The sequence below is a fragment of the Actinomadura sp. 21ATH genome (genome assembly GCF_041951345.1).
Classification (GTDB): domain Bacteria; phylum Actinomycetota; class Actinomycetes; order Streptosporangiales; family Streptosporangiaceae; genus Spirillospora.
Genome location: NZ_JBGNUR010000024.1, coordinates 78,258 through 104,498, shown reverse-complemented (window position 1 = coordinate 104,498; position 26,241 = coordinate 78,258). Strand labels below are relative to the sequence as shown.

At 72.9% G+C, this 26,241-nt stretch carries 22 protein-coding genes, 1 pseudogene and 1 riboswitch; of the genes and pseudogenes, 13 read left to right on the top strand and 10 right to left on the bottom strand.

The window, feature by feature from the left end; genetic code table 11:
* Nucleotides 1–195: 195 nt before the first annotated feature.
* Both ACA361_RS38935 and ACA361_RS38930 read right to left on the bottom strand, forming a co-directional pair.
* Nucleotides 196–1,197 carry a ribonucleotide-diphosphate reductase subunit beta gene (locus ACA361_RS38935; protein ID WP_375020158.1) on the bottom strand — a complete coding sequence of 334 codons (1,002 nt, stop codon included), beginning with the start codon at nucleotides 1,195–1,197 and terminating at the stop codon, nucleotides 196–198.
* A complete protein-coding gene (locus ACA361_RS38930) occupies nucleotides 1,194–3,497 on the bottom strand; it encodes a ribonucleoside-diphosphate reductase subunit alpha (RefSeq protein ID WP_375020157.1) in 2,304 nt (767 codons plus the stop codon). Before ACA361_RS38930 ends, ACA361_RS38935 begins: the two co-directional genes overlap by 4 nt.
* 90 nt (nucleotides 3,498–3,587) lie before the next feature.
* Nucleotides 3,588–3,861, bottom strand: a riboswitch (cobalamin riboswitch).
* A gap of 104 nt (nucleotides 3,862–3,965) precedes the next feature.
* Between ACA361_RS38930 and ACA361_RS38925 the strand changes: the two genes are divergently transcribed.
* From ACA361_RS38925 to ACA361_RS38895, 7 genes are all read left to right on the top strand, one after another.
* Nucleotides 3,966–4,562: a hypothetical protein gene (locus ACA361_RS38925; protein WP_375020156.1), complete on the top strand. Its 597-nt coding sequence runs from the start codon at nucleotides 3,966–3,968 to the stop codon at nucleotides 4,560–4,562.
* Between the two features lie 110 nt (nucleotides 4,563–4,672).
* On the top strand, nucleotides 4,673–5,398 hold the full coding sequence (locus ACA361_RS38920) for a YcnI family protein (RefSeq protein WP_375020155.1): 726 nt from the start codon (nucleotides 4,673–4,675) through the stop codon (nucleotides 5,396–5,398).
* A complete protein-coding gene (locus ACA361_RS38915) occupies nucleotides 5,395–5,958 on the top strand; it encodes a copper resistance protein CopC (protein ID WP_375020154.1) in 564 nt (187 codons plus the stop codon). The genes ACA361_RS38920 and ACA361_RS38915 overlap by 4 nt, the downstream gene beginning before the upstream one ends.
* 176 nt (nucleotides 5,959–6,134) lie before the next feature.
* Nucleotides 6,135–6,905, top strand: coding sequence for a group II truncated hemoglobin (locus ACA361_RS38910; RefSeq protein ID WP_375020153.1), 771 nt, complete (start codon nucleotides 6,135–6,137; stop codon nucleotides 6,903–6,905).
* 244 nt (nucleotides 6,906–7,149) lie between these two features.
* Nucleotides 7,150–8,832 (top strand): AMP-binding protein, encoded by a 1,683-nt coding sequence (locus tag ACA361_RS38905; RefSeq protein WP_375020152.1) that lies wholly within the window; start codon nucleotides 7,150–7,152, stop codon nucleotides 8,830–8,832.
* Nucleotides 8,829–10,445, top strand: coding sequence for an AMP-binding protein (locus ACA361_RS38900; RefSeq protein WP_375020151.1), 1,617 nt, complete (start codon nucleotides 8,829–8,831; stop codon nucleotides 10,443–10,445). The genes ACA361_RS38905 and ACA361_RS38900 overlap by 4 nt, the downstream gene beginning before the upstream one ends.
* 99 nt (nucleotides 10,446–10,544) lie before the next feature.
* Nucleotides 10,545–11,375: a LuxR C-terminal-related transcriptional regulator gene (locus ACA361_RS38895; RefSeq protein ID WP_375020150.1), complete on the top strand. Its 831-nt coding sequence runs from the start codon at nucleotides 10,545–10,547 to the stop codon at nucleotides 11,373–11,375.
* 1 nt (nucleotide 11,376) lies between these two features.
* Here the strand turns inward: ACA361_RS38895 and ACA361_RS38890 are convergent, their stop codons facing one another.
* A complete protein-coding gene (locus ACA361_RS38890; protein WP_375020149.1) occupies nucleotides 11,377–11,634 on the bottom strand; it encodes a hypothetical protein in 258 nt (85 codons plus the stop codon).
* 197 nt (nucleotides 11,635–11,831) lie between these two features.
* Here ACA361_RS38890 and ACA361_RS38885 point away from each other — a divergent pair, with 197 nt between their 5' ends.
* Nucleotides 11,832–12,467: a hypothetical protein gene (locus ACA361_RS38885; RefSeq protein WP_375020148.1), complete on the top strand. Its 636-nt coding sequence runs from the start codon at nucleotides 11,832–11,834 to the stop codon at nucleotides 12,465–12,467.
* 20 nt (nucleotides 12,468–12,487) lie between these two features.
* Here the strand turns inward: ACA361_RS38885 and ACA361_RS38880 are convergent, their stop codons facing one another.
* From ACA361_RS38880 to ACA361_RS38870, 3 genes are all read right to left on the bottom strand, one after another.
* The gene (locus ACA361_RS38880) at nucleotides 12,488–14,077 is read right to left on the bottom strand and encodes an amidohydrolase family protein (protein ID WP_375020147.1); all 1,590 of its coding nucleotides are present in this window, start codon (nucleotides 14,075–14,077) and stop codon (nucleotides 12,488–12,490) included.
* A complete protein-coding gene (locus ACA361_RS38875) occupies nucleotides 14,077–15,333 on the bottom strand; it encodes an alanine racemase (RefSeq protein ID WP_375020146.1) in 1,257 nt (418 codons plus the stop codon). Before ACA361_RS38875 ends, ACA361_RS38880 begins: the two co-directional genes overlap by 1 nt.
* A 76-nt stretch (nucleotides 15,334–15,409) precedes the next feature.
* On the bottom strand, nucleotides 15,410–16,156 hold the full coding sequence (locus tag ACA361_RS38870) for an ABC transporter permease (RefSeq protein ID WP_375020145.1): 747 nt from the start codon (nucleotides 16,154–16,156) through the stop codon (nucleotides 15,410–15,412).
* A gap of 171 nt (nucleotides 16,157–16,327) precedes the next feature.
* Here ACA361_RS38870 and ACA361_RS38865 point away from each other — a divergent pair, with 171 nt between their 5' ends.
* A complete protein-coding gene (locus tag ACA361_RS38865; RefSeq protein ID WP_375020144.1) occupies nucleotides 16,328–17,107 on the top strand; it encodes a polysaccharide deacetylase family protein in 780 nt (259 codons plus the stop codon).
* A 133-nt stretch (nucleotides 17,108–17,240) separates the two neighbouring features.
* On the opposite strand, the gene ACA361_RS38860 is transcribed toward ACA361_RS38865, so the two are convergent.
* On the bottom strand, nucleotides 17,241–17,570 hold the full coding sequence (locus ACA361_RS38860; protein ID WP_375020143.1) for a hypothetical protein: 330 nt from the start codon (nucleotides 17,568–17,570) through the stop codon (nucleotides 17,241–17,243).
* A gap of 222 nt (nucleotides 17,571–17,792) precedes the next feature.
* On the opposite strand from ACA361_RS38860, the gene ACA361_RS38855 reads away from it, so the two are divergent.
* From ACA361_RS38855 to ACA361_RS38845, 3 genes are all read left to right on the top strand, one after another.
* Complete coding sequence (locus tag ACA361_RS38855; protein WP_375020141.1) at nucleotides 17,793–19,109, top strand: sensor histidine kinase; 1,317 nt, start codon at nucleotides 17,793–17,795, stop codon at nucleotides 19,107–19,109.
* A gap of 19 nt (nucleotides 19,110–19,128) precedes the next feature.
* Nucleotides 19,129–19,773, top strand: coding sequence for a LuxR C-terminal-related transcriptional regulator (locus ACA361_RS38850; RefSeq protein ID WP_375020140.1), 645 nt, complete (start codon nucleotides 19,129–19,131; stop codon nucleotides 19,771–19,773).
* A gap of 149 nt (nucleotides 19,774–19,922) precedes the next feature.
* Entirely contained in the window at nucleotides 19,923–20,777 is an 855-nt protein-coding gene (locus ACA361_RS38845; RefSeq protein ID WP_375020139.1) for a hypothetical protein, read from the top strand.
* A gap of 183 nt (nucleotides 20,778–20,960) precedes the next feature.
* Here ACA361_RS38845 and ACA361_RS38840 read toward each other — a convergent pair whose 3' ends face one another.
* Complete coding sequence (locus ACA361_RS38840; protein WP_375020138.1) at nucleotides 20,961–21,743, bottom strand: enoyl-CoA hydratase/isomerase family protein; 783 nt, start codon at nucleotides 21,741–21,743, stop codon at nucleotides 20,961–20,963.
* A 517-nt stretch (nucleotides 21,744–22,260) separates the two neighbouring features.
* Between ACA361_RS38840 and rho the strand changes: the two are divergent.
* Nucleotides 22,261–23,430 (top strand): annotated as a pseudogene (gene rho / locus ACA361_RS38835) (transcription termination factor Rho); the annotation flags it as partial.
* On the opposite strand, the gene ACA361_RS38830 reads toward rho, so the two are convergent.
* The gene (locus ACA361_RS38830) at nucleotides 23,408–24,364 is read right to left on the bottom strand and encodes a serine/threonine-protein kinase (protein WP_375020137.1); all 957 of its coding nucleotides are present in this window, start codon (nucleotides 24,362–24,364) and stop codon (nucleotides 23,408–23,410) included. The pseudogene rho and the gene ACA361_RS38830 sit on opposite strands and share 23 nt — an antisense overlap.
* A 107-nt stretch (nucleotides 24,365–24,471) precedes the next feature.
* Nucleotides 24,472–26,049 carry an acyl-CoA synthetase gene (locus ACA361_RS38825; RefSeq protein ID WP_375020136.1) on the bottom strand — a complete coding sequence of 526 codons (1,578 nt, stop codon included), beginning with the start codon at nucleotides 26,047–26,049 and terminating at the stop codon, nucleotides 24,472–24,474.
* Between the last annotated feature and the right edge of the window lie 192 nt (nucleotides 26,050–26,241).

Below are 26,241 nucleotides of genomic sequence, written 5' to 3'. Positions count from 1 at the left end.
CATGAGGGCCTCCTGGCGATCGGCGTAGATGTCGCAATCCACACCGAACCCGGAGGCCCTCCCTCACTTCAAGATCATCCGACCGTGTCCACCGCGTTCGCAACCTCCCGGGTCAGTACAGCTAGCCGGCCCGCCGCCCGCCCGGCGCCCGTAGCCGCTCTTCGCGCGGCCGCGGTCCCCGGGCGGGCGGCGGCGTCAGAACGCCTCGTCGAAGGAGACGCTGCCTTCCACGCCGATCTGGTAGGCGGAGACGCGGCGCTCGAAGAAGTTCGACAGCTCCTGGACGTCCTGCAGCTCCATGAACGAGAACGGGTTCGCCGAGCCGTACCGGACGGGCAGGCCGAGCCGGGCGAGGCGCTGGTCGGCGACGTACTCCAGGTAGCGGCGCATGTCGTCGGCGCTCATGCCCGGCAGGCCGTCGCCGCAGAGGTCGCGAGCGAAGGCCAGCTCCGCCTCCACGGCCTCCTCCATCATGCGGGTGACCTGGGCGGTCATCTCCGCGTCGAACAGTTCCGGCTCCTCCTCCCGGACGGTGTCGACGACCGAGAACGCGAACTCCATGTGCATGCTCTCGTCCCGGAAAACCCAGTTGGTGCCGGAGGCGAGGCCGTTCAGGAGGCCGCGGGAGCGGAGCCAGTAGACGTACGCGAAGGCCCCGTAGAAGAACAGGCCCTCGATGCACGCGGCGAAGCAGATGAGGTTCAGCAGGAACGTGCGGCGGTCCGCCGCCGTGCGCAGCTCGTCCAGGCCGCCGAGCGCGTCGATCCAGCGGAAGCAGAACCCGGCCTTCGCCCGGATGGACGGGATGTGCTCGATCGCCGCGAACGCCTTGGCGCGCTCGTCGTTGTCGGGAAGGTAGGTGTCCAGCAGCGTCAGGTAGAACTGGACGTGCACGGCCTCCTCGAACAGCTGGCGGGAGAGGTAGAGGCGTGCCTCGGGCGCGTTCACGTGCTTGTAGAGGTTCAGCACGAGGTTGTTCGCCACGATCGAGTCGCCGGTGGCGAAGAACGCGACCAGGCGGTTGACCAGGTGCAGCTCCGCCGGGGTGAGGCGGGCGAGGTCGGCCAGGTCGGAGGCGAGATCGACCTCCTCGACCGTCCAGGTGTTGCGGATGGCGGCGCGGTAGCGCTCGTAGAAGTCGGGGTAGCGCATGGGCCGCAGGGTCAGGTCCATGCCGGGGTCCAGCAGCAGGCTCACTGGCACGCCTCGCAGGTCTCGGGGTTCTCAAGGGAGCACATGACCGCTTCCGTAGGGGAGACGGTCGTCTGGGCGATGCGCGTCGCCGGGCGCGAGCGCAGGTAGTAGGTCGTCTTGAGACCGCTGCGCCACGCGTACGCGTACATCGAGGAGAGCTTGCCGATCGTGGGCGTCTCCAGGAACAGGTTCAGCGACTGGCTCTGGTCGATGTACGGCGTGCGCGCCGCGGCGAGGTCGATCAGGGCCTTCTGGGGGAGCTCCCAGGCCGTCCTGTAGAGGGCGCGCAGTTCCTCGGGGAGGTCGGTGAGGCCCTGGACGGACCCGTTCGCGCGCTTGATCGCGTCCCGTACCGGCGGCGTCCACAGCCCGAGCGCCTTGAGGTCGGCGACCAGGTAGCCGTTGATCTGCAGGAACTCGCCCGACAGCGTCTCGCGCTTGAACAGGTTGGACACCTGCGGCTCGATGCACTCGTAGCAGCCCGCGATGGACGCGATCGTCGCGGTCGGCGCGATGGCGATCAGGAGGGAGTTGCGCAGGCCCACGTCGGCGATCCGGGCGCGCAGGGCGTCCCATTCGGCCGTCCGGGACGGGCTCGCGTCCGGGAAGTGGTCCAGGTGCAGCCGCCCGCGGGCGGTGCGGGTGTGCTCGTACTCCGGCAGCCGGCCCAGCTCCTCGGCCAGGTCGGCGGACGCCCCGTACGCCGCGAGCGCGATCTCCTCGGCGATCCGGGTCGAGAGCGCGCGGGCCTCGGCGGAGTCGAACGGCAGCCGCAGCTTGAAGAACACGTCCGCCAGGCCCATCACGCCCAGCCCCACCGGCCGCCAGCGCCGGTTCGCGCCGGCCGCCTCGCCGGTCGGGTAGAAGCCGCGGTCGATCGTCCGGTCCAGGAAGCGCACGGCGGTACGGACGGTCGCGCGCAGCCGCGCCCAGTCCACCCCGTCCGGGCCGGTGTGGGCGGACAGGTTGACCGACCCGAGGTTGCACACCGCCGTCTCCGCGTCGCCCGTCACCTCCAGGATCTCCGTGCAGAGGTTGGACAGGTGGACGACGCGGCCCGGCGTGGCCGTCTGGTTGCAGGCGCGGTTGGCGGCGTCCTTGAACGTCATCCAGCCGTTGCCGGTCTCCGCAAGGGTCCGCATCATCCGGCCGTACAGGCGCCGCGCCGGGACCTGGCGCACGTACCGGCCGTCCTCCTCGGCCTTCCGGTACGCGGCGTCGAACTCCTCGCCCCACAGGTCGGTGAGCTCGGGCACCTCCTTGGGGTCGAACAGCGACCACGTCCCGTCGGACTCGACCCGGCGCATGAACTCGTCCGGGATCCAGTTCGCGAGGTTGAGGTTGTGGGTGCGGCGCGCGTCCTCGCCGGTGTTGTCGCGCAGCTCCAGGAACTCCTCGACGTCGGCGTGCCACGGCTCCAGGTACACGCACGCGGCGCCCTTGCGGCGGCCGCCCTGGTTGACGGCGGCGACGGACGAGTCCAGCGTCCGCAGCCACGGGACGATCCCGTTCGACAGGCCGTTGGTGCCGCGGATCAGCGAGCCGCGCGACCGGACCCGCGACCACGAGATCCCGATGCCGCCGGCGTACTTGCTGAGCCGGGCGACCTGCGCGTACCGCTCGTAGATCGACTCCAGCTCGTCCCGCGGCGAGTCCAGCAGGAAGCACGACGACAGCTGCGGGCGGCGGGCCGCGGAGTTGAACAGCGTCGGGGAGCTGGGCAGGTACGACAGCGTGCTGAGCAGGCCGTACAGCTCCGCCGCCTCGGCCACGGTGTCGGAGAGGCCGACAGCGACGCGCAGGAGGAAGAACTGAGGGCGCTCCAGTACGCGGCGGGTGCTCGGGTGGCGGAGCAGGTAGCGGTCGTAGAGGGTGCGGAGGCCGAAGTACTCGAACCGCTCGTCGGCGGCCTCGTCGACCAGCGCGTCCAGCTCGGCGGCGTGCGCGGCGGCGAACGCCGCGGCCGCGTCCGACAGGAGCCCCTCGCGGTGCGAGGCCGCCACGGACTCCGCGAACGTCCGCACGCCCTCGGCCGCGGTCTCCTCGGCGATCTTCGCCGCCAGCAGCCGGGCGGCGACCCTGGAGTACGCGGGCTCGGCCGCCACCAGCGCGGCCGCCTCGGCGACGGCGCGGTCGCGCCGCGCCGCCTCCCCGGTCTCCCCCCGTACCGCCGCCAGCAGCGGCCCCGGCTCGGCGCCGGGCAGACCGGCGCAGGCACGCTCGATCGCGGCGCCGATGTCGCCGCCGTCACCGTCGCCGGACACCCCGGACGGGCGCGGTGGCGCCGTGAGTTGCCGTGTCACGTACTCGCTCTCCCCTTGAGATCGGCCCGCGGGCAGGGGAGGAGGACAGCACGGCAGGCCGCCGCGCGCCCACCGGCCTCCCGCGAAGCCTGGACGTCCATCAGTGCGGGCAGGTCTTCGGACTCGCGGGCACCGCGCGTCCCCCTCCGGGCCTCCCGGAAGGAGCGCGCGACCTAATGACCGTCGCTTCCCGGCGCACCGTCACGGTGCGCCAGTGCTCTATGACGGCGGTCGTTCCCGCTCACCGCTGCGGGGCAGTCCCGGAATTGGGCGGCCCGCGACATCGGGCCGCACCGCACCGGGTTCCCTCTTACGACGCCCGCACCGCGATCGGCACGGGCGAACCAGCACGATCATGACCCTACATGTGGCGGGGGCCGATTGCGACAACACTAGATGTTGGGTCGCCATACCGATCCCGGGGGGTGTGTAGAGATCACCGGCCGCGGGTGGGACGATGTTCGCGCCATGTCCCCGCACCCGCCGCGTCCCCTCTTCCGTACCTCGCGGGCGGTGGTCTTCACCACCGTCTGCGTGACGCTGGCGACCCTCGGGCACTCCCTCACGTCCACCGCGACCATCCCGTACTGGGCGGTCGCGGCGGGCTTCGGCGGCGTCCTCGCGGTGACGCTGGCGCTGGCGGGCCACGAGCGCTCGCTGCCCACCCTGCTCGGCGGGCTGCTGGGCGGCCAGTTCGCGCTGCACAGCCTGTACGCGGGCGCCGAATGCACGACCGTCACCGCGACCGGGCACCACGCGATCGCGGTCACGCCGGACTCCGGCGGCGGATCGGGGACGGCGATGACGCTCGCGCACGTCGCGGCGGCGGTCGTCTCGGCCTGGTGGCTGCGGCGCGGCGAGCGGGCGGCCTGGTCGCTGGCCCGCCGGATCGCCACCGCCCCGGCCCGGGTCCTGATCGCGATCGAACCCGCCACCGCCCCGCCGCGCACCGCGCCGGTCCCGGTGGAGGAGACCCCCGCCCGTCCGAGCGGGCGGATCCTGCGGCACGAGGTCGTGCGCCGGGGCCCGCCGTGCCGTTCGAGGGCGCTCGCGCTCGCCTGCTGAGCCCCCGGCTCGTCGCGCAGGCCGAGCCGTCGAGTGCCGTACGCCACCGGACCGTGCGCCCGTCCCGGGCCCGTCCGGCCTTCACCCGTACGCCTCGAACGGAGATTTCCATGTCCCGGACCACTACCGGCATGTCACGGCATATACGCAGATCAGCCGCCGTCGCCGCGCTGGCCGCCGTCGCCCTCACCGGCCTGGCCACCGGCGCGTCGGCCCACGTCACCGCCGACCCCCGGACCGCCGAGCAGGGCTCGTACACCAAGGTGTCCTTCCGGGTGCCGAACGAGCGCGACAACGCGCGGACCACCAAGCTCGTGATCGAGATGCCGTCCGACCCCGTGATCGAGCACGTGTCGGTACGGCCCGTGCCCGGCTGGAAGGTCGAGGTCGAGCGCGCCAAGCCGCCGAAGCCCGTCAAGACCGAGGGCGGCGAGCTCACCGAGTACGTCTCGAAGATCATCTGGACCGGCGGTGAGATCGAGGCCGGGCGGTTCGAGGAGTTCGACGTCTCGATGGGGCCGCTGCCCGCGAACGCCGACCGGGTCCTCTTCAAGGCCGCGCAGACCTACTCCAACGACGAGGTCGTGAACTGGGACCAGGACCCCGGCGACGGCTCCAGCGAGCCCGAGCATCCCGCTCCGTACCTCAGACTGACACCGAAGGCCGCGGCCGAGCCGGTCGCCGCGAACGCCGCGAACGGCACGACGCCGGCGGCCGCCGCGTCCCCGGCCGGCGACGGCACGGCCCGGCTGCTCGGCGGCCTCGGCCTGGCCGCCGGAGTGATCGGGATCGGCGTCGGCGCTCTCGGCCTCACCCGCGCAAGGAGGAAAGCATGAGGTTCCGCAAGATCACCCTGGCGATCGCGCTGGTCGGGGCGGTGCTCGGGCTCGGCGCCGCGCCCGCCTGGGCGCATGACGCGCTGAAGTCCTCCAACCCGGAGAAGGGCGCCGAGATCGCGTCGCCGCAGGAGATCGAGCTGACCTTCACCGGCACCGTCCGGGTGCCGCAGATCGTCCTCACCGGGCCCGACGGCGCCAAGCACGGCGCCGGGGCGGCGCGGGCGGTCGACAACAAGGTCACCCAGGCGGTGGACGGGACGCTCCCGAACGGCGAGTACACGGTCGGCTGGCGCGTCGTCTCCAGCGACGGCCACCCGATCACCGGCAGCTTCAAGTTCTCGGTGAAGGGCGGCCCCGCCGCGGACCCGTCCGCGGCGGCGTCCGCGGATCCCGCCACGTCCGCGCCGTCCACCCCGTCCGCGCCCGCCACCACGCGGGCGGCGGGCGAGGAGGAGAGCGGCTCCTCGTCCGGCTGGCTGTGGATCGGCGTGGCCGCCCTGGTCGTCGCGGTCATCGCCGGCGGCGTGTTCTGGGCGCGGCGCCCCGGCGAGGACTGACGCCGGCGGCCCGCGCTCCCGAGCGCCGGCCGGCGGTCCGGACAGGCCCGGCATCCCGTTCCGCGCGGGGTGCCGGGCCTGCCGCTCCCGGCCCTGCCGGGTTCGGCCAACCCCTCCCCGCGTGATGATTACTCGATTACATTGATAGCGCCATCCATGATCAAGGGCGTGATCACATGATCGTCGAGTACATCCGCTATCGCGTCGACCGGCAGGACGCCGAGGAGTTCGAGGCCGCGTACGCGCGCGCCGCCGTCCCCCTGGCCGCCGCCCCCCAGTGCGTGGACTTCGAGCTGTCCCGCTGCGTGGACGAGCCCGAGTCGTACATCCTGCGCATCACCTGGACCTCGGCCGAGGCCCATATGCGGGAGTTCCGCGGCGGCGAGCACTTCACGGCCTTCTTCGCCGAGATCCGCCCCTACGTGCAGCGGATCGAGGAGATGCGCCACTACGAGCGCACCGCCGTGAAGGGGACCGGTTCAGCCGTTCCGAGCCTGTACGAGTGGGCGGGCGGAACGGCGGCGTTCGACCGCCTGACCGAGGTCTTCTACGCGCGAGTGCTCAAGGACGACCTGATCGGCCCGCTGTTCGCGCACATGGACCCGGGGCACCCCAGGTACGTCGCGATGTGGCTGAGCGAGGTGTTCGGCGGCCCCTCCCGCTACACGGACGAGCGCGGCGGCTACCCCCACATGCTCGCCCAGCACCTCGGAAGGCACATCGGCGAACCGCAGCGCCGCCGCTGGGTGAGCCTCCTCATGGACGCGGCGGACGAGGTCGGCCTCCCCGCCGATCCCGAGTTCCGTGCCGCGTTCTCCGGCTACATCGAATGGGGCACGCGCCTGGCCGTCTCCAACTCCGCCCTGGAAGCCGCGCCGCCGTCCGACGGCATCCCCGTGCCGCGGTGGGGGTGGGGCGTCGCGCCCCCCTACGTTCCGGAGTCCTGACCTCTCGCGGCGTACGAGACCGACCGCGCGCTCGTCCGGCGGCTCGCCGGCGAGGGCGTCCTCGCCCCCGGCTGGACGGTCGACACCGCCGCCGGCACGCTGCGCGCGACCTTCGTACCGGGCGCCCTGCCGGGTAGGAACCGACCACCCACTTTCGGGGGTGGCGCGAGGTCGCCGGCGTGGCCAACGATTCTCGTGGCCGACGAGGTGGAGCCAACGGCTTCGGGGCTGACGAGGAGGACCCATGGCTGCAGTCGAGTTCCGCGCGGCACGCGACTTCCTGCTCGCCCATCGCGAGGACTACGCGACGGCGTACGAGAAGTTCCGGTGGCCGGTGCTGACCGGGTTCAACTGGGCGCTGGACTGGTTCGACAGGCTGGCGGAGGACAACGACGCGACCGCGCTCTGGATCGTCGAGGAGGACGGCTCCGAGGAGCGCCACTCGTTCGCCGACATGGCCCGCCGCTCCAACCAGGTCGCCAACCGCCTGCGCGCGGCGGGCGTCCGCCGCGGCGACCGCGTCATCCTCATGCTCGGCAACCAGGTCGAGCTGTGGGAGACGATCCTGGCCGCGATGAAGCTGGGCGCCGTGCTGATCCCGACCACGACGCTGCTCGGCACCGCCGACCTCAGGGACCGGCTCGACCGCGGCCGCGCCCGCCATGTCGTCGCCGCCTCGGCCGTGACCGAGCGGTTCGCCGGCATCCCCGGCGACTACACCCGGATCGCCGTGGGGGCCGAGGTCGACGGCTGGCTGCGGTACGCCGACGCCTACGACGCCCCGACCGACTTCACCCCGTACGGCGCGACGTTCTCCAGCGACACGCTGCTGCTTTACTTCACCTCCGGCACCACCGCGCGCCCCAAGCTCGTCGAGCACACCCACGCGAGCTACCCGGTCGGCCACCTGTCCACGATGTACTGGATCGGCCTGCGCCCCGGCGACGTCCACCTCAACATCTCCTCGGCCGGCTGGGCCAAGCACGCCTGGAGCAACGTCTTCGCGCCCTGGAACGCGGGCGCCTGCGTGTTCATCTTCAACTACACGCGCTTCGACGCCGACCGGCTGCTCGGCGAGCTCGACCGGTGCGGCGTCACCAGCTTCTGCGCCCCGCCCACCGTCTGGCGGATGCTCATCCAGGCCGACCTGTCCCGGCTCGCCACCCCGCCCCGCGAGGTCGTCGCCGCCGGCGAGCCCCTCAACCCCGAGGTCATCGAACGGGTCCGCGACGCCTGGGGCGTGACGATCCGGGACGGCTTCGGGCAGACCGAGACGACCGTGCAGATCGCCAACTCCCCCGGCCAGCCGGTCAAGCCCGGCTCGATGGGACGCCCCGCGCCCGGCTACAAGGTCACCCTGGTCGACCCGGTCACCGGCGAGCCCGCCACCGAGGGCGAGATCTGCCTCGACCTCGACGACCGCCCGCTCGGCCTGATGACCGGCTACCACGGCGACGACGACCGCACCGCCGAGGCCATGGCCGGCGGCCGCTACCACACCGGCGACATCGGCTCCGTGGACGAGGACGGCTACATCACCTACGTCGGCCGCTCCGACGACGTCTTCAAGGCGTCCGACTACAAGATCTCGCCGTTCGAGCTGGAGAGCGTGCTGATCGAGCACGAGGCGGTCGCCGAGGCCGCCGTGGTGCCGTCCCCGGACCCGGTGCGGCTCGCCGTTCCCAAGGCGTACATCACGCTGGCCGCCGGCTGGGAGCCCGATGCCGCCACCGCAAAGGCGATCTTCGAGCACAGCCGGGCGCAGCTGTCCCCGTACAAGCGCGTCCGCCTCCTGGAGTTCGGCGAGCTGCCCAAGACCATCTCCGGCAAGATCCGCCGCGTCGAGCTCCGCACCGCCGAGACCGCCAAGCATCCCGGCCCCGGCGCCCGTCCCGAGGGCGAGTACCGCGAGGAGGACTTCCGGTGAGCGGCCTGTCGTACGCCTCGGGGACCTCGGCCCGGCCGCTGCTGGGCGAGACCATCGGCGCCAACCTCGCCCGCACGGTCGCCGCGTTCGCCGACCGCGACGCGCTGGTCGAGCGCGCCACCGGCCGGCGCTGGTCGTACGACCACTTCGCCGCCGAGGTCGACACCGTCGCGCTCGGCCTGCTGGCCCTCGGCGTGACCAAGGGCGACCGGGTCGGGATCTGGGCGCCCAACTGCGCCGAATGGATGTTCGTCCAGTACGCGACGGCCCGGATCGGCGCCGTCCTCGTCAACATCAACCCCGCGTACCGGGTCCACGAGCTGGAGTTCGTGCTCGGCCAGGCCGGCGTCCGCACCCTGGTGGCGGCGCCCTCGTTCAAGACCTCCGACTACGCCGCCATGATCGAGGAGGTGCGCCCGAAGACCGGCCTCCGCGACGTGATCCTCATCGGCCGGGAGTCCTGGGACGGCCTGCTCGCCCGCGGCCGGGCGGGCGACCGCGCGCGGCTCGACGCCATCGAGCTGAGCGCCGACGACCCGATCAACATCCAGTACACCAGCGGGACGACCGGCTTCCCCAAAGGCGCCACGCTGTCCCACCACAACATCCTCAACAACGGCTACTTCGTCGGCGAGACGTGCGGCTACGACGAGGAGGACCGGATCTGCGTCCCGGTGCCCTTCTACCACTGCTTCGGCATGGTGATGGGGAACCTGGCGGCCACCAGCCACGGCTCCTGCGTCGTGATCCCGGCGCCGGGCTTCGACCCCCGCGCCACCCTGGAGGCCGTCGCGGCCGAACGCTGCACGTCCCTCTACGGCGTCCCGACGATGTTCATCGCCGAGCTGAACGACGACTCGTTCGCCGACCACGACCTCTCGTCGCTGCGCACCGGCATCATGGCCGGCTCCCCCTGCCCGGTCGAGGTCATGAAGCAGGTCATCGAGCGCATGGGCATGACCGAGGTGACCATCTGCTACGGCATGACCGAGACCTCGCCCGTCTCCACCCAGACCCGCGCCGGCGACTCCCTCGACCGCCGCGTCTCCACGGTCGGCACCGTCCACCCGCACCTCGAGATCAAGATCGTCGATCCGGAGTCCGGCGCGACCGTCCCGCACGGCACCCCCGGCGAGCTGTGCACCCGCGGCTACTCGGTCATGCTCGGCTACTGGGACGAACCGGCCAAGACGGCCGAGGCCATCGACGCCGCGCGCTGGATGCACACCGGCGACCTGGCCGTGATGGACGCCGAGGGCTACGTCAACATCACCGGCCGGATCAAGGACATGGTCATCCGCGGCGGCGAGAACATCTACCCCCGCGAGGTCGAGGAGTTCCTCTACACCCATCCCGACATCGTGGACGCCCAGGTCATCGGCGTACCGGACCCCAAGTACGGCGAGGAGCTCATGGCCTGGGTCCGGCTCCGCCCCGGCGCCGACCCCCTCACCGCCGAGGCCCTCCGCGAGTTCTGCGCCGGCCGCCTCGCCCACTACAAGATCCCGCGCTACGTGCATCTCGTCGACGACTTCCCCATGACCGTCACCGGCAAGGTCCGCAAGGTCCAGATGCGCGCCGAGGCCATCGACATCCTCGGCCTGGACGCCTGACCCCGCCCCTGACCGGGCCGCCGCCGGCGTGCCGGGGCGAGTGGCCCGGATCACCGCCACCCCTTTCATCCTGCCGGGCGGGCGGGCATGCTGCTGCTCATGGGTGACGACGCGGGAGCGGTGCGTACGGCGGTCCTGTCACTCCAGCGCGCGACCGGGCTGCCGATGGTGTTCGGCGGCGCGCTGAGCGGACGCGACCGGATGCGCATCACGGAACTGGTCGGAGGCACCACCGGCTCGCTCGACGGGCTGGTGGTCCGCCGCAACTCCGGGCTGGGCGGCAAGGCGATGGCCCTGGAACGTCCCGTGTGGGTCAGCGACTACCCCCGCGCGGCCTCGATCAGCCACGACTACGACGGGCCGGTGGGCGCGGAGGGGCTGCTCTCGATCGTCGCGGTGCCGATCGTCGTCCGGCGCAACGTCCGGGGCGTCCTGTACGGCGCGCTCCGCGAGCCGCTGTCGCTCGCGGACCGCGTCCTCGCCATGGCCGTGCAGGCGGCCCGCGACCTGGAGCAGGACCTCGCCGTACGGGACGAGGCCGACCAGGCCCTGGCCCGGCTCAACGCGCCGTGCGCCGGCTCGGCGGCCGCCCGCTGGGAGGAGATCCGCGCCGTCCACGCCGAACTCCGCGGCCTGGCCGACCAGGTCACCGACCCCGACGTGCAGGCCCGCCTCCTGAGGGCCTCCAGCCGCCTCGCCGCCGCCGGCCGCGAGGGCGCGCCCGCCGCCGCGTCCCCCGGCCTGTCCCCCCGCGAACTCGACGTGCTCTCGTACGTCGCCATCGGCTGCACGAACGCGCAGGCCGCCCAGCAGCTCGGCCTGCTCCCGGCGACCGTGAAGAGCTACCTGAAGTCGGCGATGCGCAAGCTGAACAGCCACACCCGGATGGAAGCCGTCGCCAGGGCCCGCCGCTCCGGCCTGCTCCCCTGACTCACCGCCCGGCGCGCCGGTCCTCAAGGACCTCTTCGATGGTGCGGACGGCGCCCGTGGCGAGGCGGGGATCGCGGTCCCGGTAGTAGGGCAGGAGGTTCAGGGCCATGGCGAGGGCGCGGCCGCGGCCCCGGGCCCAGGTCGCGTCGTCCACGGCCAGCGCCCGGCGGAAGAGCGGGCGGGTCGCGGAGGACCGCTTCGCGACCAGCCGGGCCACCAGTCCGGCGTCGATCTCCAGTTCGTCGTCGTGGATCCGCATCCGCCCGCATGTCCGCCAGGTTAGGGGGCGCTCCTTCGTAAGGGTTCCGTATGGGGGCGGTACGGGTTCGGTCCGGTGTCCGCGTGCCGTGTCGAGGACGGGCGGCCGTTCATCCGACGGTCATCCGGGCGCCGTCCGGAACGTCCCGGGCGGACAGCGCCCCCGCTCATCATGGGCGGCCGGACCAGGGAGGAGCGGTGTTCCGTCGCAGGGGGAAGCGGGCCGGCGGCACGGGGAACCGCGGGCGGCGGCTGGCGGCCGCTCAGGCGCCGGCGATCTGGGCGCTCACCGGACTGTACGTGCTGGCCCTGCTGGGGCTGGCGGCGTACCTGCTGGCGGCCTCGGGGGCGATGCTGAACGAGACGCTCGGCCGGATGTTCGCCGCCGTCTGGACGGTTCCGGCGATCGGCGCCCTGGCCGCGGCGGCGCACGGGGTCGTCCGCGCGTACACCAGCGCCCACTGGCTGGACGGCACCGTGCTGGTGGCGCGGCGCCTCGGCGGCACCGTGCGCTGCGACCTGTCGCGGGCGGCGGTCGAGGTGGACCACGGGATCGACGATCCGCGGCTCGCGCCGAGCCTGCTGGACGGGCGGCCGCCCGACCCGTGGCTGACGGCGCGCGTGCCGGGGGAGCGGCCGCTGCGGGTGCGGCTCCAGCGGGCGGGGACGGTGTACGGGATGTCGCCGGACGATCTGCGCGCGCTGGCCGCGGCCATCATGCACGGCCGTACCTGCGGCGGCGACCGGGCGGCCGAGGTCGCCGGCGAGCTGGTGTGGCTCGCCGGCGCGCCCGCCGGCCGGTCCGCGGAACCAGACGACGGACGGGGCGGGTAGCCCGCGACGGCCGGCCCGTGTCAGTGGACGCGGCCGTCCGGCCGGCGGCGCAGCGAGCGGCCCGGGAGCGCGCCGGTGCGGCGGCCTTCGGCGATCACGGGGACGCCGCCGACCAGGACGTACGGGATGCCCTCGGCCCGGCGGCGCGGTTCGGCGAACGTCGCCGCGTCCCGGACGGTCGCGGGATCGAAGAGCACCAGGTCGGCGTGGTACCCGGTGCGGACGAGCCCGCGGCCGGCGAGCCGGAGCCGCCGCGCGGGGCGCCCGGTCAGGTGCGCGACGCACTCCTCCAGGGAGAAGACGCCGAGGTCACGCGCGTAGTGTCCGAGGAAGCGCGGGAACGTCCCCCACGCGCGGGGGTGCGGCTTGGCGGGGGCCAGGAGGCCGTCGCTGCCGCCGGTGTGGGCGGGGTGCCGCATGATGGCCCGGACGTTCGACTCGTCGCCGATGTGCTGCAGGATCGTGGTGCCGAGGTCGTCGGCCAGGAGGCGGTCGCAGTAGGTGTCGAACGGGGAGCGCCCGGAGGCGGCGGCGAGTTCGGCGACGGTACGGCCGACGGCGCCGGGGTCGCGGGAGCCGGCGATCTCGATCGTCTCCCATTCGACGGGGACGCCGTGGCAGCCGTCCGAGCCCTCCACTTCCATGACGTACCGGATGCGCTCCCGTTCGGACGGGTCGGCGAGGCGGCGCAGCGTCGCGGCCGGTCCGCCTTCCGCGGAGCGGCTCGGCAGCAGCGCGGCCAGGGTCGTGGCGCCGGGCAGGTAGGGATAGGTGTCGAGGCTGATGTCGCAGCCGCCGGCGATGGCCTCGTCGAGCAGGGCGAGCAGCTCCGCGGCGCGCCCCCTGTTGACGGCGAAGTTCATCGTCGCGTGGGCGAGGTGCAGGGGGCAGCCCGACGCGCGCGAGACCTCCACCATCCCGGCGTACGCCTCCAAGGCGCCGGCGCCGTACGAGCGGTGGTGCGGGGCGTAGAAGCCGCCGAGCCCGGCGACGACGCGGCACAGCTCGACGAGTTCGCCGTCTTCGGCGTACATGCCCGGCACGTACGTGAGGCCGCTCGACATCCCGACCGCGCCCTCTTCCATGCCGAGGGCGACCAGTTCGCGTTGCCGGTCCAGTTCGGCCTCCGTGGGCGGGCGCGCGTCCCATCCCATCGCGAGCATCCGCACCGAGCCCTGCGGGACGAGGTAGCAGGCGTTGACGGCGATGCCCTCGTCGAGGCGGTCCAGGTACTCGCCGACGCTCCGCCAGTTCCAGTCGAAGCCGGGCGGGTCGCCGTTCCAGCCCGTGATCGCCTGGCGGGTGGCGGCGAGCGTGGCGTCGTCGGACGGCGCGTACGACAGGCCGTCCTGCCCGATGACCTCGCACGTGACGCCCTGGCTCACCTTGGCGAGATGGTCCGGTTCGGCGAGGAGCGCCAGGTCGGAGTGCGCGTGCATGTCGATGAAGCCGGGCGCGAGGGCGAGGCCGGACGCGTCGATCGTGCGCCGGCCGGTGAGCCCGGCGCCCATCTCGGTGATGCGGCCGTCCGTGACGGCGACGTCCGCGACGCGTGCGGGCCCGCCGGTCCCGTCGATGACGGTGGCTCCGCTGATGACCAGGTCCGCCATCAGAACCACGTCCGTACGAGGTCCACGACGACGGGCTCCTCGGCGCCGGCGTCGTCCACGACCGGGATCAGCGTCCACTTGTCGAACGCCGTGCACGGGTGCGAGAGCCCCAGCCGCACGACGTCGCCGACCTCGACCGCCGCTCCCCGCAGGAAGGCGTGCTGGTCGTTGAGGGCGGTGACGCGCGCCTTCGCCAGCGGGGCGCCGCCGGTGCCGCGGACGATCTGTGGCTCCGGCATCCCCTCGTCGAACGGCAGGTCGCGCTTGCCCGCGTCCAGGAGCGCCAGCTCCGGCTCCGGCCGGGACACCACGCGCGCCCACCCGTGCATCGCCGAACGCAGCCGCTCCCCGTCCCCCGAACCGCGCGCGAACGGGGAGATCCCCCGGTAGAAGCCGTCGTCGTGGACGAGATAGGCGCCCGAACGCAGCACCAGCCGGCCGTCCAGGCCGCCGAGCGCCGCCACCACCTGGTCGAAGAACGCGCTGCCGCCCGCCGTCACCAGCGGCTCGTCCGTCTCGTACGGGAGGCGCCCGTGGAGGTCGGCCAGGCGGCCCAGGTACGTGTCGACGGCCGCGAGCCCCTCCGCGGACGCGTCGTGCGCGAGGGCGCCCTCGTAACCGCCCGTTCCGGCGAGCCGCAGCGTGGGGGCCTTCTCGGCGGCCTCCCCGATGGCGACGGCGTCGTTGACGTCGCGGGCGCCCGTACGGCCGTGCGGGCCGCCCAGCTCTACGCAGACGTCCACCTGGCGCTGCGCGCGCGCCGCCCGCAGCGCCTCGTCCATCAGTTCGACGGAGCGGACGGAGTCCACCCAGCAGACGAAGTCGAACTCGGGGTGTTCTTCGAGCTCCGCCGACAGCCACGCGAGTCCGGCCGCGTCGAGCAGCGCGTTCGCCAGCAGCACGCGCCGTACGCCGAACGCGCGCGCGACGCGGAGCTGCGGCAGGTTCGCCACGGTGATCGCCCAGGAGCCGGCCTCCAGCTGGCGCCGCCACAGCTGCGGCGCCATCGTCGTCTTACCGTGCGGTGCCAGCAGTGCCCCCGCCGACCGGGCCCAGCCCGCCATCAGCTCCAGGTTGTGGTCGAGGGCGCCCGCGTCCAGGGTCAGCAGCGGGGTGCCGAACTCGTCCAGCGGACGGCGGGCGCGCGCGTACTCGCGCACGGTCGAGCCGTGCGCCGAAGCGGGAACGGCCTTGAAGCGCCAGTCGAGGACCTCCTCGCCGAGCGCGTCCACGGCGGCGCCGTCGATCATTGCCATGACCTGACCTCCTCTGTTGCACGTAACGCGATTCCGCCGGCTGCGGGCACGTCGCCTGAGAGCGGCGCCGGCGGCCTCATCCGGCGGTCAGGCGGCCGGTGGCCACCAGCTCCAGCGTGATGAGCGCGGCGGCCGACTCGATCGCCAGCAGCCCGATCAGCACCAGCAGCTGCGTCGCCCCGGCCTCGACCGGGTCCGAGCCGCCCAGCAGCACGCCGACGAACGCGCCGGGCAGCGTGACGAGCCCGACCGTACGGGTCTGGTCGACCGCCGGGACCAGCGCCAGCGCCGCCGCCGGCCGGCACACCTCCAGGGCCGCGTCCCGCGGCATCAGCCCGAGCGCCAGCCCGCCCTCGTACTCGCCGCGCCGGGTGCGCAGCTCGTCCAGCGCGCGCCGCCCGGTCAGCGCCGTCACCGTCATCGCGCCGCCGATGAGGATCCCGGCGATCGGCAGCACCGCGACCGGGCGCGCCGGGACGAGCCTCGTGGCCATGAGCAGCGCCAGCACGGGCGCCACTCCCGCCGCGATCGGGACGAGCGTCCACCAGGCGCCGCCGCGCACCGTCCCCGTGACGCGGCGGCCGGATGTGGCCGCCGCGACCACGACCATGCCCGTCACGAACACCGCCGTCCATCCCGCGCTGCGCAGCACGGCCGCGATGAGCAGCGAGACCACCGCGAGCTGGACGGTGGCGCGGGCCGCGGCGACCAGCACCTCGCGCGACAGGCCGAGCCCGCCCAGCCGGACGAGCAGCGCCGCGAGGCAGGCCAGCGCGAGCAGGACCAGGCCCAGGACCGGGCCGACGGCGGGAGCCGCGTTCATGCAGTCGTTCTCCCCCGATCAAGGGCGATCTCCCGGAGATCGCCGGATCGCGACAAGGATTCAACGGATTGTGATCGTTTTGGCCGCGTTGGCCCCTTCGGCCCCGATAGCGTGGGGCCTGTGGCGGAAATGGATCCCGGCCTCGCGTCACGTCGCAAGGCTCTCTGGTTGATGGGCGCCGCCGGTCTCCTGGCACTCGGCGCCGACAGCGCGGGCGCGACCACGTCGAGTACCGGCGCGGGCCCGCGGTCGCGCGTCGCCCCGCGTCCGCGGCCGACGCCGACCCCGACGCCCACGCCGAAGGTGCGGCCCGCGCCCTGGACCCCGGGCCGCCTCGCCGCGGCCAAGCCCGGCGAGCCCATCCGCCGCCTGTCGGAGCTCGTCCCGCCCGCGCCGCCGAACACGATCGCGCTCACGATCGACGACGGCCCGCACCCCGAGTACACGCCGCGGGTCCTGGACGTCCTCGCCGAGCACCAGGTGCACGCCACGTTCTTCATCATCGGCCAGCAGGTCAAGGAGTACCCCAAGCTCGTCGAGCGGATCGCCGCCGGCGGCCACCAGATCTGCAACCACACGATGACGCACCCGCTGTCGTTCGACGACCTGCCGAAGAAGCGGCTGAAGAAGGAGATCGCCGAGCCGCACGACGTGATCGCGCAGACCTCGCAGGTCGTGCCGACGTTCTTCCGGGCGCCCGGCGGCGCCTGGTCGCCCGCGGTCATGGACGTCATCGGCGAGCACGGCATGCTGCCGATCGACTGGGCGGTCGACCCGCGCGACTGGGCCCGGCCCGGTGTCGGCAGCATCCGCAAGACGCTGACGAAGAGCAAGGCCGGGGACATCCTGCTCATCCACGACGGCGGCGGGGACCGCTCGCAGACCGTCAAGGCGATCCGCGCCGCCATCCCGAAGCTCAAGGAGAAGGGGCTGAGCTTCGTCGCCCTCTGACCACCGGGTCGAGGACGCGCTCGGCCGGCGCCGCGTCGCGGTGCTCGGCGACCTCGGTGAGGCGGCCGCCGCCCTGTCCGCCGGCGTCCGTGCGCGCCTCCGCTGACAGGGCGCTTCCCGGCCGCGGCTCGGCTCACCTGACGGTGACGATCTCGTGCATGCCCTGGGCCGCGTGCATCCGCCCGGTGCGGTAGTCGGTGATCCACGTGACCAGCGCGTACGTCCCGGGGCGCAGGCCCACCGACAGCACCGCCGTCCGCCCCGGCGACAGCGGCACCATGCCCGCCGGCCCGCCGGTGAACGGCGCCGGCGCCTGCGGCCCGCCCTCCATCGCGGCGAAGAACGCGCCGACCTCCGCCCGGGTCGTGCCGGGACGTACCGGCATGAAGATGGCCTCGTCGAACTGGCGGGAGCGGTTGGCGACGCGAACCGGCGCGAGTGCGGGAACGCGGAAGTTCGGCATGCGCCAACTGTGAAGCGACCATGATCGTCACCGCGTCCGGCGCGCGATGTAACCGCCCCGGCAGGGGTTACAGCCCCGGATGTAGGCGCCGATCGCCCCTGGTGGGGCGCGGGCTGGGGGTGTACCTGGCTACACCCCCTGCTCGGGGTCCCGGCACACTGTGTTCGGCGGAGATCCGGACAAGACTGGCATCCGTACGATGGGCGAGGTACGGAGGCAACGGTGAACGGCGAACCGACCAGGCGGTCCTGGCTGATGGAGCGGGCCCGCGCGCCCTGGCGCGGATACCTGCTGATGCTGATGTCGGTCCCCGCGATGCTGCTCGCCTCCCTGCTCAGCAGCACGCTCTCGCTGATCAGCGTCGGGGTGGGCATCCTCGTCGTTCCCTGCGTGGTCGGCTGGGTCCGGCGGTTCACCGGCGTCTACCGGACCCGGATCGCCGAGTGGACCGGCCACCGCATCGAGCGTCCCTACCTGCCGCCGGCCCCGGAAGAGGCGGCCGAGACGGGGAACGCGCTGCGGCTGCGCCAGTTCCAGCGGGTGATCACCGACCCCGCCACCTGGCGGGACTTCGCGTGGCTGCTCCTCGACCCGGTCGTCGCGCTGTTCACCGCCGGGCTGCCCGCCTTGATGATCATGTACGGGGTGTGGGGCTGGAACCTGTCGGCATGGGCCGGCGCCGTCTTCGGTGAGCTCGGCTGGGTCGACTACTACACGTTCGTCCGGGTGGACGAGCACTACGCCGACGGGCCGTACCGGATCATCGGCACCGCCGTGCTGGGCACGATGTTCATCGTGGCCGGCTTCCTGCTGGGGCCGAAGATGCTCGACGTGTACGGCCGCTGGGGGACGAGCCTGCTCGGCCCGACCGAGAGGTCGCGGCTGGCGCTGCGCGTCCAGCACCTCACCGAGACCCGTTCGGAGGCCGTGGACGCGTCGGCGGCCGAGCTGCGCCGGATCGAGCGCGACCTGCACGACGGCGCGCAGGCCCGGCTCGTCGCGATGGGCATGAGCCTCGGCGCCATCGAGCACCTGCTGGACCGGGACCCCGAGAAGGCGCGCATCCTGCTCGCGGAGACGCGCGCGTCGTCCGCCAAGGCGCTGGCCGAGCTGCGCGACCTCGTCCGCGGCATCCACCCGCCGGTGCTGGCCGACCGCGGGATCGGCGACGCGGTACGGGCCCTCGCGCTCGACCACCCGCTCCCGGTCGAGGTGACCGTCGACCTGCCGGCCCGGCCCGAGCCGCCGGTCGAGTCGGCCGTCTACTTCGCCGTCTGCGAGATGCTCACCAACACCGCCAAGCACTCCGGCGCGGACCGGGTCTGGGTGGAGCTCGCGTACCGGGACGAGGCGATCCGCGCCAGCGTCACCGACGACGGCAGGGGAGGCGCGAGCCTGGAAGGCGGGACGGGGCTGCGCGGGATCGAGCGGCGGATCGGTACATTCGACGGCGTGCTCGCCCTGAGCTCTCCGCCGGGCGGCCCGACCGTCGTCACCCTGGAGGTTCCGTGCTCGCTGCCGGCGTCCCCCGCGCTCTGAGTCCGGAGCGGGCCCGCTGATGCGGGTCGTCCTGGCCGAGGACCTCGCCCTCCTGCGGGAGGGCCTGGTCAGCCTCCTGGAAGCGCACGACTTCGAGATCGCGGCGGCCGTGGACAACGGGCCGTCCCTGCTGAAGGCGCTGCTCGACCACCGTCCCGATGTGGCGGTGGTCGACGTGCGCCTGCCGCCGTCGTTCACCGACGAGGGCCTGCAGGCGGCGCTGGAGGCGCGCCGGCAGGTGCCGGGCCTTCCCGTGCTGGTGCTGTCGCAGTACGTGGAGCAGTTGTACGCGCGCGAGCTGCTGGCCGACGGTTCGGGCGGCATCGGCTACCTGCTGAAGGACCGGGTCTTCGACGCCGCGCAGTTCGTGGACGCGGTGCGCCGGGTCGCCGCGGGCGGCACGGCCATGGACCCCGAGGTCATCTCCCGCCTCGTCGCGCGCAACACCCGGCGGGAACCGCTGGGACGGCTCACGCCGCGCGAGCTGGAGGTGCTGGAGCTGATGGCGCAGGGCCGCTCCAACGCCGCCATCGCGCAGCAGCTCGTCGTCACCGAGCGCGCGGTCACCAAGCACACCGCCAACATCTTCGGGAAGCTGGGCCTCACGGTCTCGGACGACGACAACCGCCGCGTCCTCGCCGTGCTGGCCTACCTCAACCGCTGAGGCCCCAGATGCGCCGCGCTCCGCGCCATCGCCGAGATCACCCCCGCGAGGGACGCCTCCTGGTCCCTGAAACGCGATTTCGGCCTATCACGGTCCGCACGTGGTGAATTATCTTGCCTGGCAAGAAACAGCCCTCCAGGAGGGGCGCCATGACGTGGATCCTGTTCCTGCTCTGCCTGGCGATCGCGGGCCGGGAGCTCTACCTGGCGTTCGACCGCAGGCGCCCCGCCCCCGAACTCACCCGCCTCCGCCTGCACCTGGAGGACGTCCGCCGGGAACTGGACCGGTTCCGCTCGGCCCAGCGCGAGCGGAACGACCGGCTCGCCTCCGCCCAGGACGACCACGCCGGCGCGCTGTCGGAGGCCGACGCCCGCATCCGGTCGCTGATCGCCCAGATCAACGACCGGATGCTCCCCGAGGTCAACACCCGCCTCACCCGGCAGCGCGAGACGATCGACCGGCTCACGACCGAGGTGACCGGCCTGCGCGACCACCTCGTCCGCCGCATGGACCACGCCGCCGCGGTCTCCCTCGGCGCCGACCCGGCCGACACCGTCACCGGCGCCCTGGGCGGGCGCGCCGGCGACCTCGACCCCGCCGACGACCTCCGCCACGCCTACGAACTCTTCACCGGCCGCTACGGGATGCGGATCGAGCTCACCGCCCCCGCCGCGCACACGATGCGCTACTACCTCTCCGGCCGCAGCCCCCGGGGCCTGGAGCGCGACTTCATCGACCTGCTCCACCGGCTCCGCACCCCCTGCGAGGACCAGGACCTGGACTCCGCCGAGGTCCTCCTGAACGCCCTGCTCCGCACCGAACAGGCCGCCGCCCAGATCGGCCCCCTGCTCCTGGCCCGCACCCCGACCGCCCTGCTCTGCGGCGTCCTCCCCCTGGCCGAACTGCGCAAGACGGAGACCACCCCGCTGGTCGCCGCCCCTGCGACCGCGGCCACCCGCCTGAGCCGCCTCCCCCACCCCCGCTTCCACAACGCGACCCCGTGACTCCGCACCCGTGCTCGGCGTCAGCCGCCGGGACGTGGTCGCGGATCGCCCTTGAGGGGGCGACCAGGAGGCCGACCGGGGTGGCGGCGTAAACCGCGGCGAACTCGTCCTCGGCCGGCCGGGTTCTCGCCATCTCCGAGCCGCGCCCGTCGTCCGCCGCTCGGGACAGCGGGGAACGGCGGCTCAGGTGCGGGAGGTCGTCCAGGTGAAGCGGGGCGGGCGGCGGGTGAGGAAGGCGGCGACGCCCTCGTCCATGTCGCCGGTGGGGGCGTGCGCCTCCTTGAGCCAGGCCCGCACGGCGGGATCGGCGTCGCCGCCGGTGGCCAGGATGTCGACGATCTCCTTGGTGGCCTGCTGGGTGAGGAGGGAGCGGGACGCCAGGGTGGCGGCGAAGGCGGCGACGCGGTCGTGCAGGGCGCCCGGCGGGACGATCTCGTCCAGGAGGCCGATGCGCAGGGCGTGGGGCGCGTCGATGAGGTCGGCCGAGAACAGCAGGTATTTGGCGGCCGACGCGCCGATCTGGCGGACGAGGCGGCGGGTCGCCGAGCCGGGGTAGACGATGCCGAGGCGGGCCGGGGTGACGCCGAAGCGGGCGTCCTCCGCCGCGAAGCGCAGGTCGCAGGCCGTGGCGAGCTGGCAGCCGCCGCCCACGCAGAAGCCCTCGACGGCGGCGATCGTCGGCTTGGGGAACGCGGCCAGCGCCTCTTCCGCGATCGTGGACGGGTGCGCGTCGCCGCGGCGCCGGATGTCCTCCAGCTCGCCGATGTCGGCGCCGGCCGAGAAGTCGCCGCCGGCCCCGGTGAGCACCACGGCGCGTACGGCGGGGTCGGTACGGAACGCGTCGAGCAGCACGGGGAGCCGCAGCCACATGGCCTCGCTCATGGCGTTGCGCTTGTCCGGCCGGTCGATCGTGATCGTCGCGACGCCGCCGGCGACCTCGCCGCGCAGCCACTGCTCAGCGGCCATCCCGCCTCCTTGTTTTCGACGAACCGTAATCGTACGAGCGGTCGGGTTCGCCGGCCCGTCCCGGGGCGTGTCCGGGAACCTTGGCCGGAGATGCGGAGTCATACGGATTGGCAGAGGGAAGGTTCGGGCTCTTCAGAGGGGGAACATGTACGACCGGCGCGTACGGCACGCCGGAGCGCGGGAATGCGAAACGAGTGTTGTGTGCTGTACTGTCGTGGTAGCGCCTTTGTGAGCGTTTCTACCCCGCCCGGGCCATCTGAGCGCCCGGTGATCGTTCGAGTTCCCCCATTCGTCCGTGCCCGGGGGACACGCGGATCCGCGTCCCGGGCCATCGCACCTAGGGAGCCGTCGACAGCCCCGTGAACGGAGCTGCAAACCCCCTTTCGCGTACGCGCCCCGCGCGGCGGAGAGCCGTACGCCGAAACCGACTCCGGGCCCAGCGCGGCGGCGCGCGACCGCCCGAGAAGGGATCTTCATGACCACCACCACACCCGAACGCACGGCCGTGCCCAGGCAGGGCGCCGGCCGGCGCAGGACGCCGCGGGCCGCGGCGCAGGACCTCAGTCCGGCTCCGGAACAGCAGCCCGCGATCCCGTTCCAGGGCGTTCTCTGCGTTCAGGACAAGCACGCCTTCGTGCGGACCGAGAGCTACCTGCCCGGGCCCGCCGACGTGTACCTGACGCTCGCGCAGGTCAAGGCGAGCAACCTGCGGGCCGGTGACATCGTCGCCGGGACCGCGCGGCCCCCGCGTTCCAACCGGGAGAAGCACAACGCGCTCGTCGAGGTCGAGACCGTCAACGGCGGCCGGCCCGAGGACGCGGCGGCGCGGCCGGACTTCGGGAAGCTGACCCCGCTGTTCCCGAACGAGCGGCTGCGGCTGGACAGCGGCGCGCTGGCGCCGCGCGTCATCGACCTGGTCTCGCCAATCGGCAAGGGCCAGCGCGGGCTCATCGTGTCGCCGCCCAAGGTCGGCAAGACGATGATCCTCCAGGCCCTGGCCAACGCGATCAGCGTCAACAACCCGGAATGCCACCTCATGGTCGTGCTCATCGACGAGCGGCCCGAGGAGGTCACCGACATGCAGCGCTCGGTGAAGGGCGAGGTCGTCCACTCGACGTTCGACCGCCCCGCCGAGGAGCACATCACGCTGGCCGAGATGGCCATCGAACGGGCCAAGCGCCTGGTCGAGCAGGGCCGCGACGTGGTCATCCTGCTCGACTCGATCACCCGGCTGGGGCGCGCGTACAACCTCGCGGCGCCGTCCAGCAGCCGGATCCTGGCGGGCGGTGTGGCGACGACCGCGCTGTACCCGCCGAAGAAGTTCTTCGGGGCCGCCCGCAACATCGAGAACGGCGGTTCCCTCACCATCCTGGCGACCGCGCTGGTCGACACCGGGTCGCGGATGGACGACGTGTTCTTCGAGGAGTTCAAGGGCACCGGGAACATGGAGCTCAAGCTCGACCGGGGCCTCGCGGACCGGCGGATCTTCCCCGCGGTCGACATCGAGGCGTCCAGCACGCGCCGCGAGGAGCTGCTCATGGGCGCCGAGGAGCTGCAGCTCAACTGGCGGCTGCGCCGCGCCCTGCACGGCCTCGAACGGCAGCAGGCCGTCGAGATGCTCCTGGAGCGGATGAAGGGCACCACCTCCAACGCCGAGTTCCTGCTCAAGGTCCAGCAGACGACCTGACGGGCACCGTTCCCAGGAACGGACGCGGATCGCTCACCATCAGGCCGATCCGTACGGGCCACGGCTTCGGCAGCAAGCGGCGGCGCCAGGGCGGCGAGCGCGGATCGCCCGGAGGGGCGGGCGGACGGGCCGCCTCGCGGAGCAGCCGAGCGGCCTCGGGCGCGCGCATACGCTCGTTCGGGTCCTGGCGGAGCAGGCCCTCTATCACCGGCGCGAGCCGGCCGGCGCGTACCGGCGGGTCGTACTCTCCCAGCAGTACGGCCAGCATCGACGCCAGCGCGTGGCTGCGCAGGAAGGGCGAGAAGCCCTCGACGGCCGCGTACAGCGTGGCGCCCAGCGACCACAGGTCCGACTCCTGGCGCCCCGGGTCGCCGAGGACGCGTTCGGGCGACAGGTACGCGGGCGACCCCTCGATGCCGGCGACCAGCGTCTCCTCCGGTTCGCTCGCCTGGTCCATGTGCACGGCCAGGCCGAAGTCGGTGAGCAGGATGCGGCCGTCGTTGCAGAGCAGCACGTTGCTGGGCTTGACGTCGCGGTGCAGGATGCCGGCGCCGTGCGCGGCGGTGAGCACCGACAGCACGCACTGGCCGATGCGCGCGGCGCGTTCCACGCGGAGCGGCCCGCCCTCGACGATCACCTGGTGCAGCGAGCGGGCGCGCAGCAGCTCCATGACGATCCAGGGCCGGCCGTCCTCGATGACGATGTCGTGCACGTCGACGACGCCGGGATGCCGCAGCGCGGCGGTGGCGCGCGCCTCCTCGATGAGCCGGCGGCAGAGGAGCCGGCGCTCGCCGATCGTGCGCCGGTCCGGGAGGCGGACCTCCTTGACCGCGACGTCGCGGGCCAGCATGTCGTCGTGGGCCCGCCAGACGGTGCCCATCCCGCCGCGGCCGACCACCGAGAGCAGGTGATACCGCTCCGCAAGCGGTATCAACCGATCTCTCCCCATGAGGTGGTTATGCGCGCGAAGCGCCCCAAGGCATGCTCGGCGACACCAAATGGATTCTTGACCGTGCCGGCCGCGGCGGCGGGCGGGCCGGGCTACCCGGCGAACACCGCCTTGGCCCACTTGTAGTCGGACTTGCCGACGGCCGTGCGCTGCACCTCGTCCACCAGCCGGATCTGGCGCGGCAGCTTGTAGCCGGCCAGCCGCCCGCGGCAGTGCTCGGTCAGCTCCTCCAGCGTCGGCTCCGTCCCGGGACGGGGCGCGATGACGGCGGCGACGCGCTGCCCGAAACGCTCGTCCGGCAGCCCGACCACGACGACGTCGTACACGTCGGGGTGGTCCTTGAGCGCCACCTCGACCTCCTCCGGGTACACCTTCTCGCCGCCGGTGTTGATCATCAGCGAGCCGCGGCCGAGCAGCGTGATGGTGCCGTCCTCCTCCAGCGCGGCGAAGTCGCCGGGGACGGACCAGCGGACGCCGTCGGCGTCGGTGAAGAACGTGGACGCGGTCTTCTTCGGGTCGTTGTAGTAGCCGATCGGGATGTGGCCGCTGCGCGCCAGCCTGCCGATCTCGCCGGGCCGGACGACCTTGAGGTCGTCGTCCAGGACGGTGATGCCCGGCTTCATCATGAACCGCGCGGTGCCCTCCTTCGACTCGATCGAGGGGCCGCAGGCGCCTGTTTCGGACGCACCATAATTATCGAGGAACATGATGTTCGGCAGGTGCTCCTTGAGCTCCGCCTTGGCGCTCTCGGTCAGCGGCGCGCCGCCGGACGCGATCGCGAACAGCGCGGACATGTCGTACTCGCCCGCGCCCAGTTCCTTCGCGACCGGGCGGGCCATCACGTCGCCGACGAGCATGATGACGTTCGCCTTCTCGTCGACCGCGATGCGCAGCGCCCGGCCGGCGTCGAACGCGTGGTCGGTGTAGAGGACGACCTTGGCCCCGCTGAAGAGGCCCATGAACGCGACCCACTGGCCGGCGCCGTGCATGACGGGCGCGCAGTCGAGCACGCACATCGCGTCGGCCTCGGCGTTCACGGCGATGGCCTCGGGGCTGCCGATCGGGTCGCCGAGCACGTTCCCGCCGCCGAGCGCGCCGAAGAAGATGTCCTCGCAGCGCCACTCGACGCCCTTGGGGTAGCCGGTCGTGCCGCCGGTGTACATGATGTAGCGGTCGTCGCTGGAACGCTCGGGGAAGTCGTCGCCGGCCGGCGCGGCGGCCAGCGCGTCCTCGTACCCGACGGCGTCCGCGATCTCGTCGCCGGCGCCGTCCTCCAGCACCACCACGTGCCGCAGTCTCGGCAGGTCGCCGCGGATCTCCTCGACCCGGGCCAGCAGGGACCGCTCGCCGATCAGGGCGACCGAGTCGGAGTCGGACAGCACGTGCTGCAGCTCGGCGGCCACGTACCGGAAGTTCACCGGGATCGGCACCGCCCGGATCTTGAAGATGCCGAGCATGCTCTCCAGCCACTCGGCGCGGTTGTAGGCCAGGATCGCCACGTGCTCGCCCGGCTTCACCCCGGCGGCCGCGAGGTGGTGCCCGACGCGGCTCGCCCGTTCGTTCAGTTCGCGGTACGTACGGCGCTCGTCGCCGGCGACGAGCGCGGGCCGGTCCGGTCCCGCCTCGGCCAGGATCTCGAGCAGGTCGGCCAGGTTGTAGCTTCGCGCCATGCCACGTCCTCGGGTGCGGGGGTGGTGGAGAGTGTCCCGATCATCTCCGGGCGGGCCGCGCCGACTCAATCCTTGCTGACAGATCGTCCAATGAAATGGGTCACACGGTCCGGCCGATGAGTGATCGGTCACATCGCTGTATCCCGACACTACTCGGGCAAATCCGATACGTCCCGCATATGCGCTGATCAG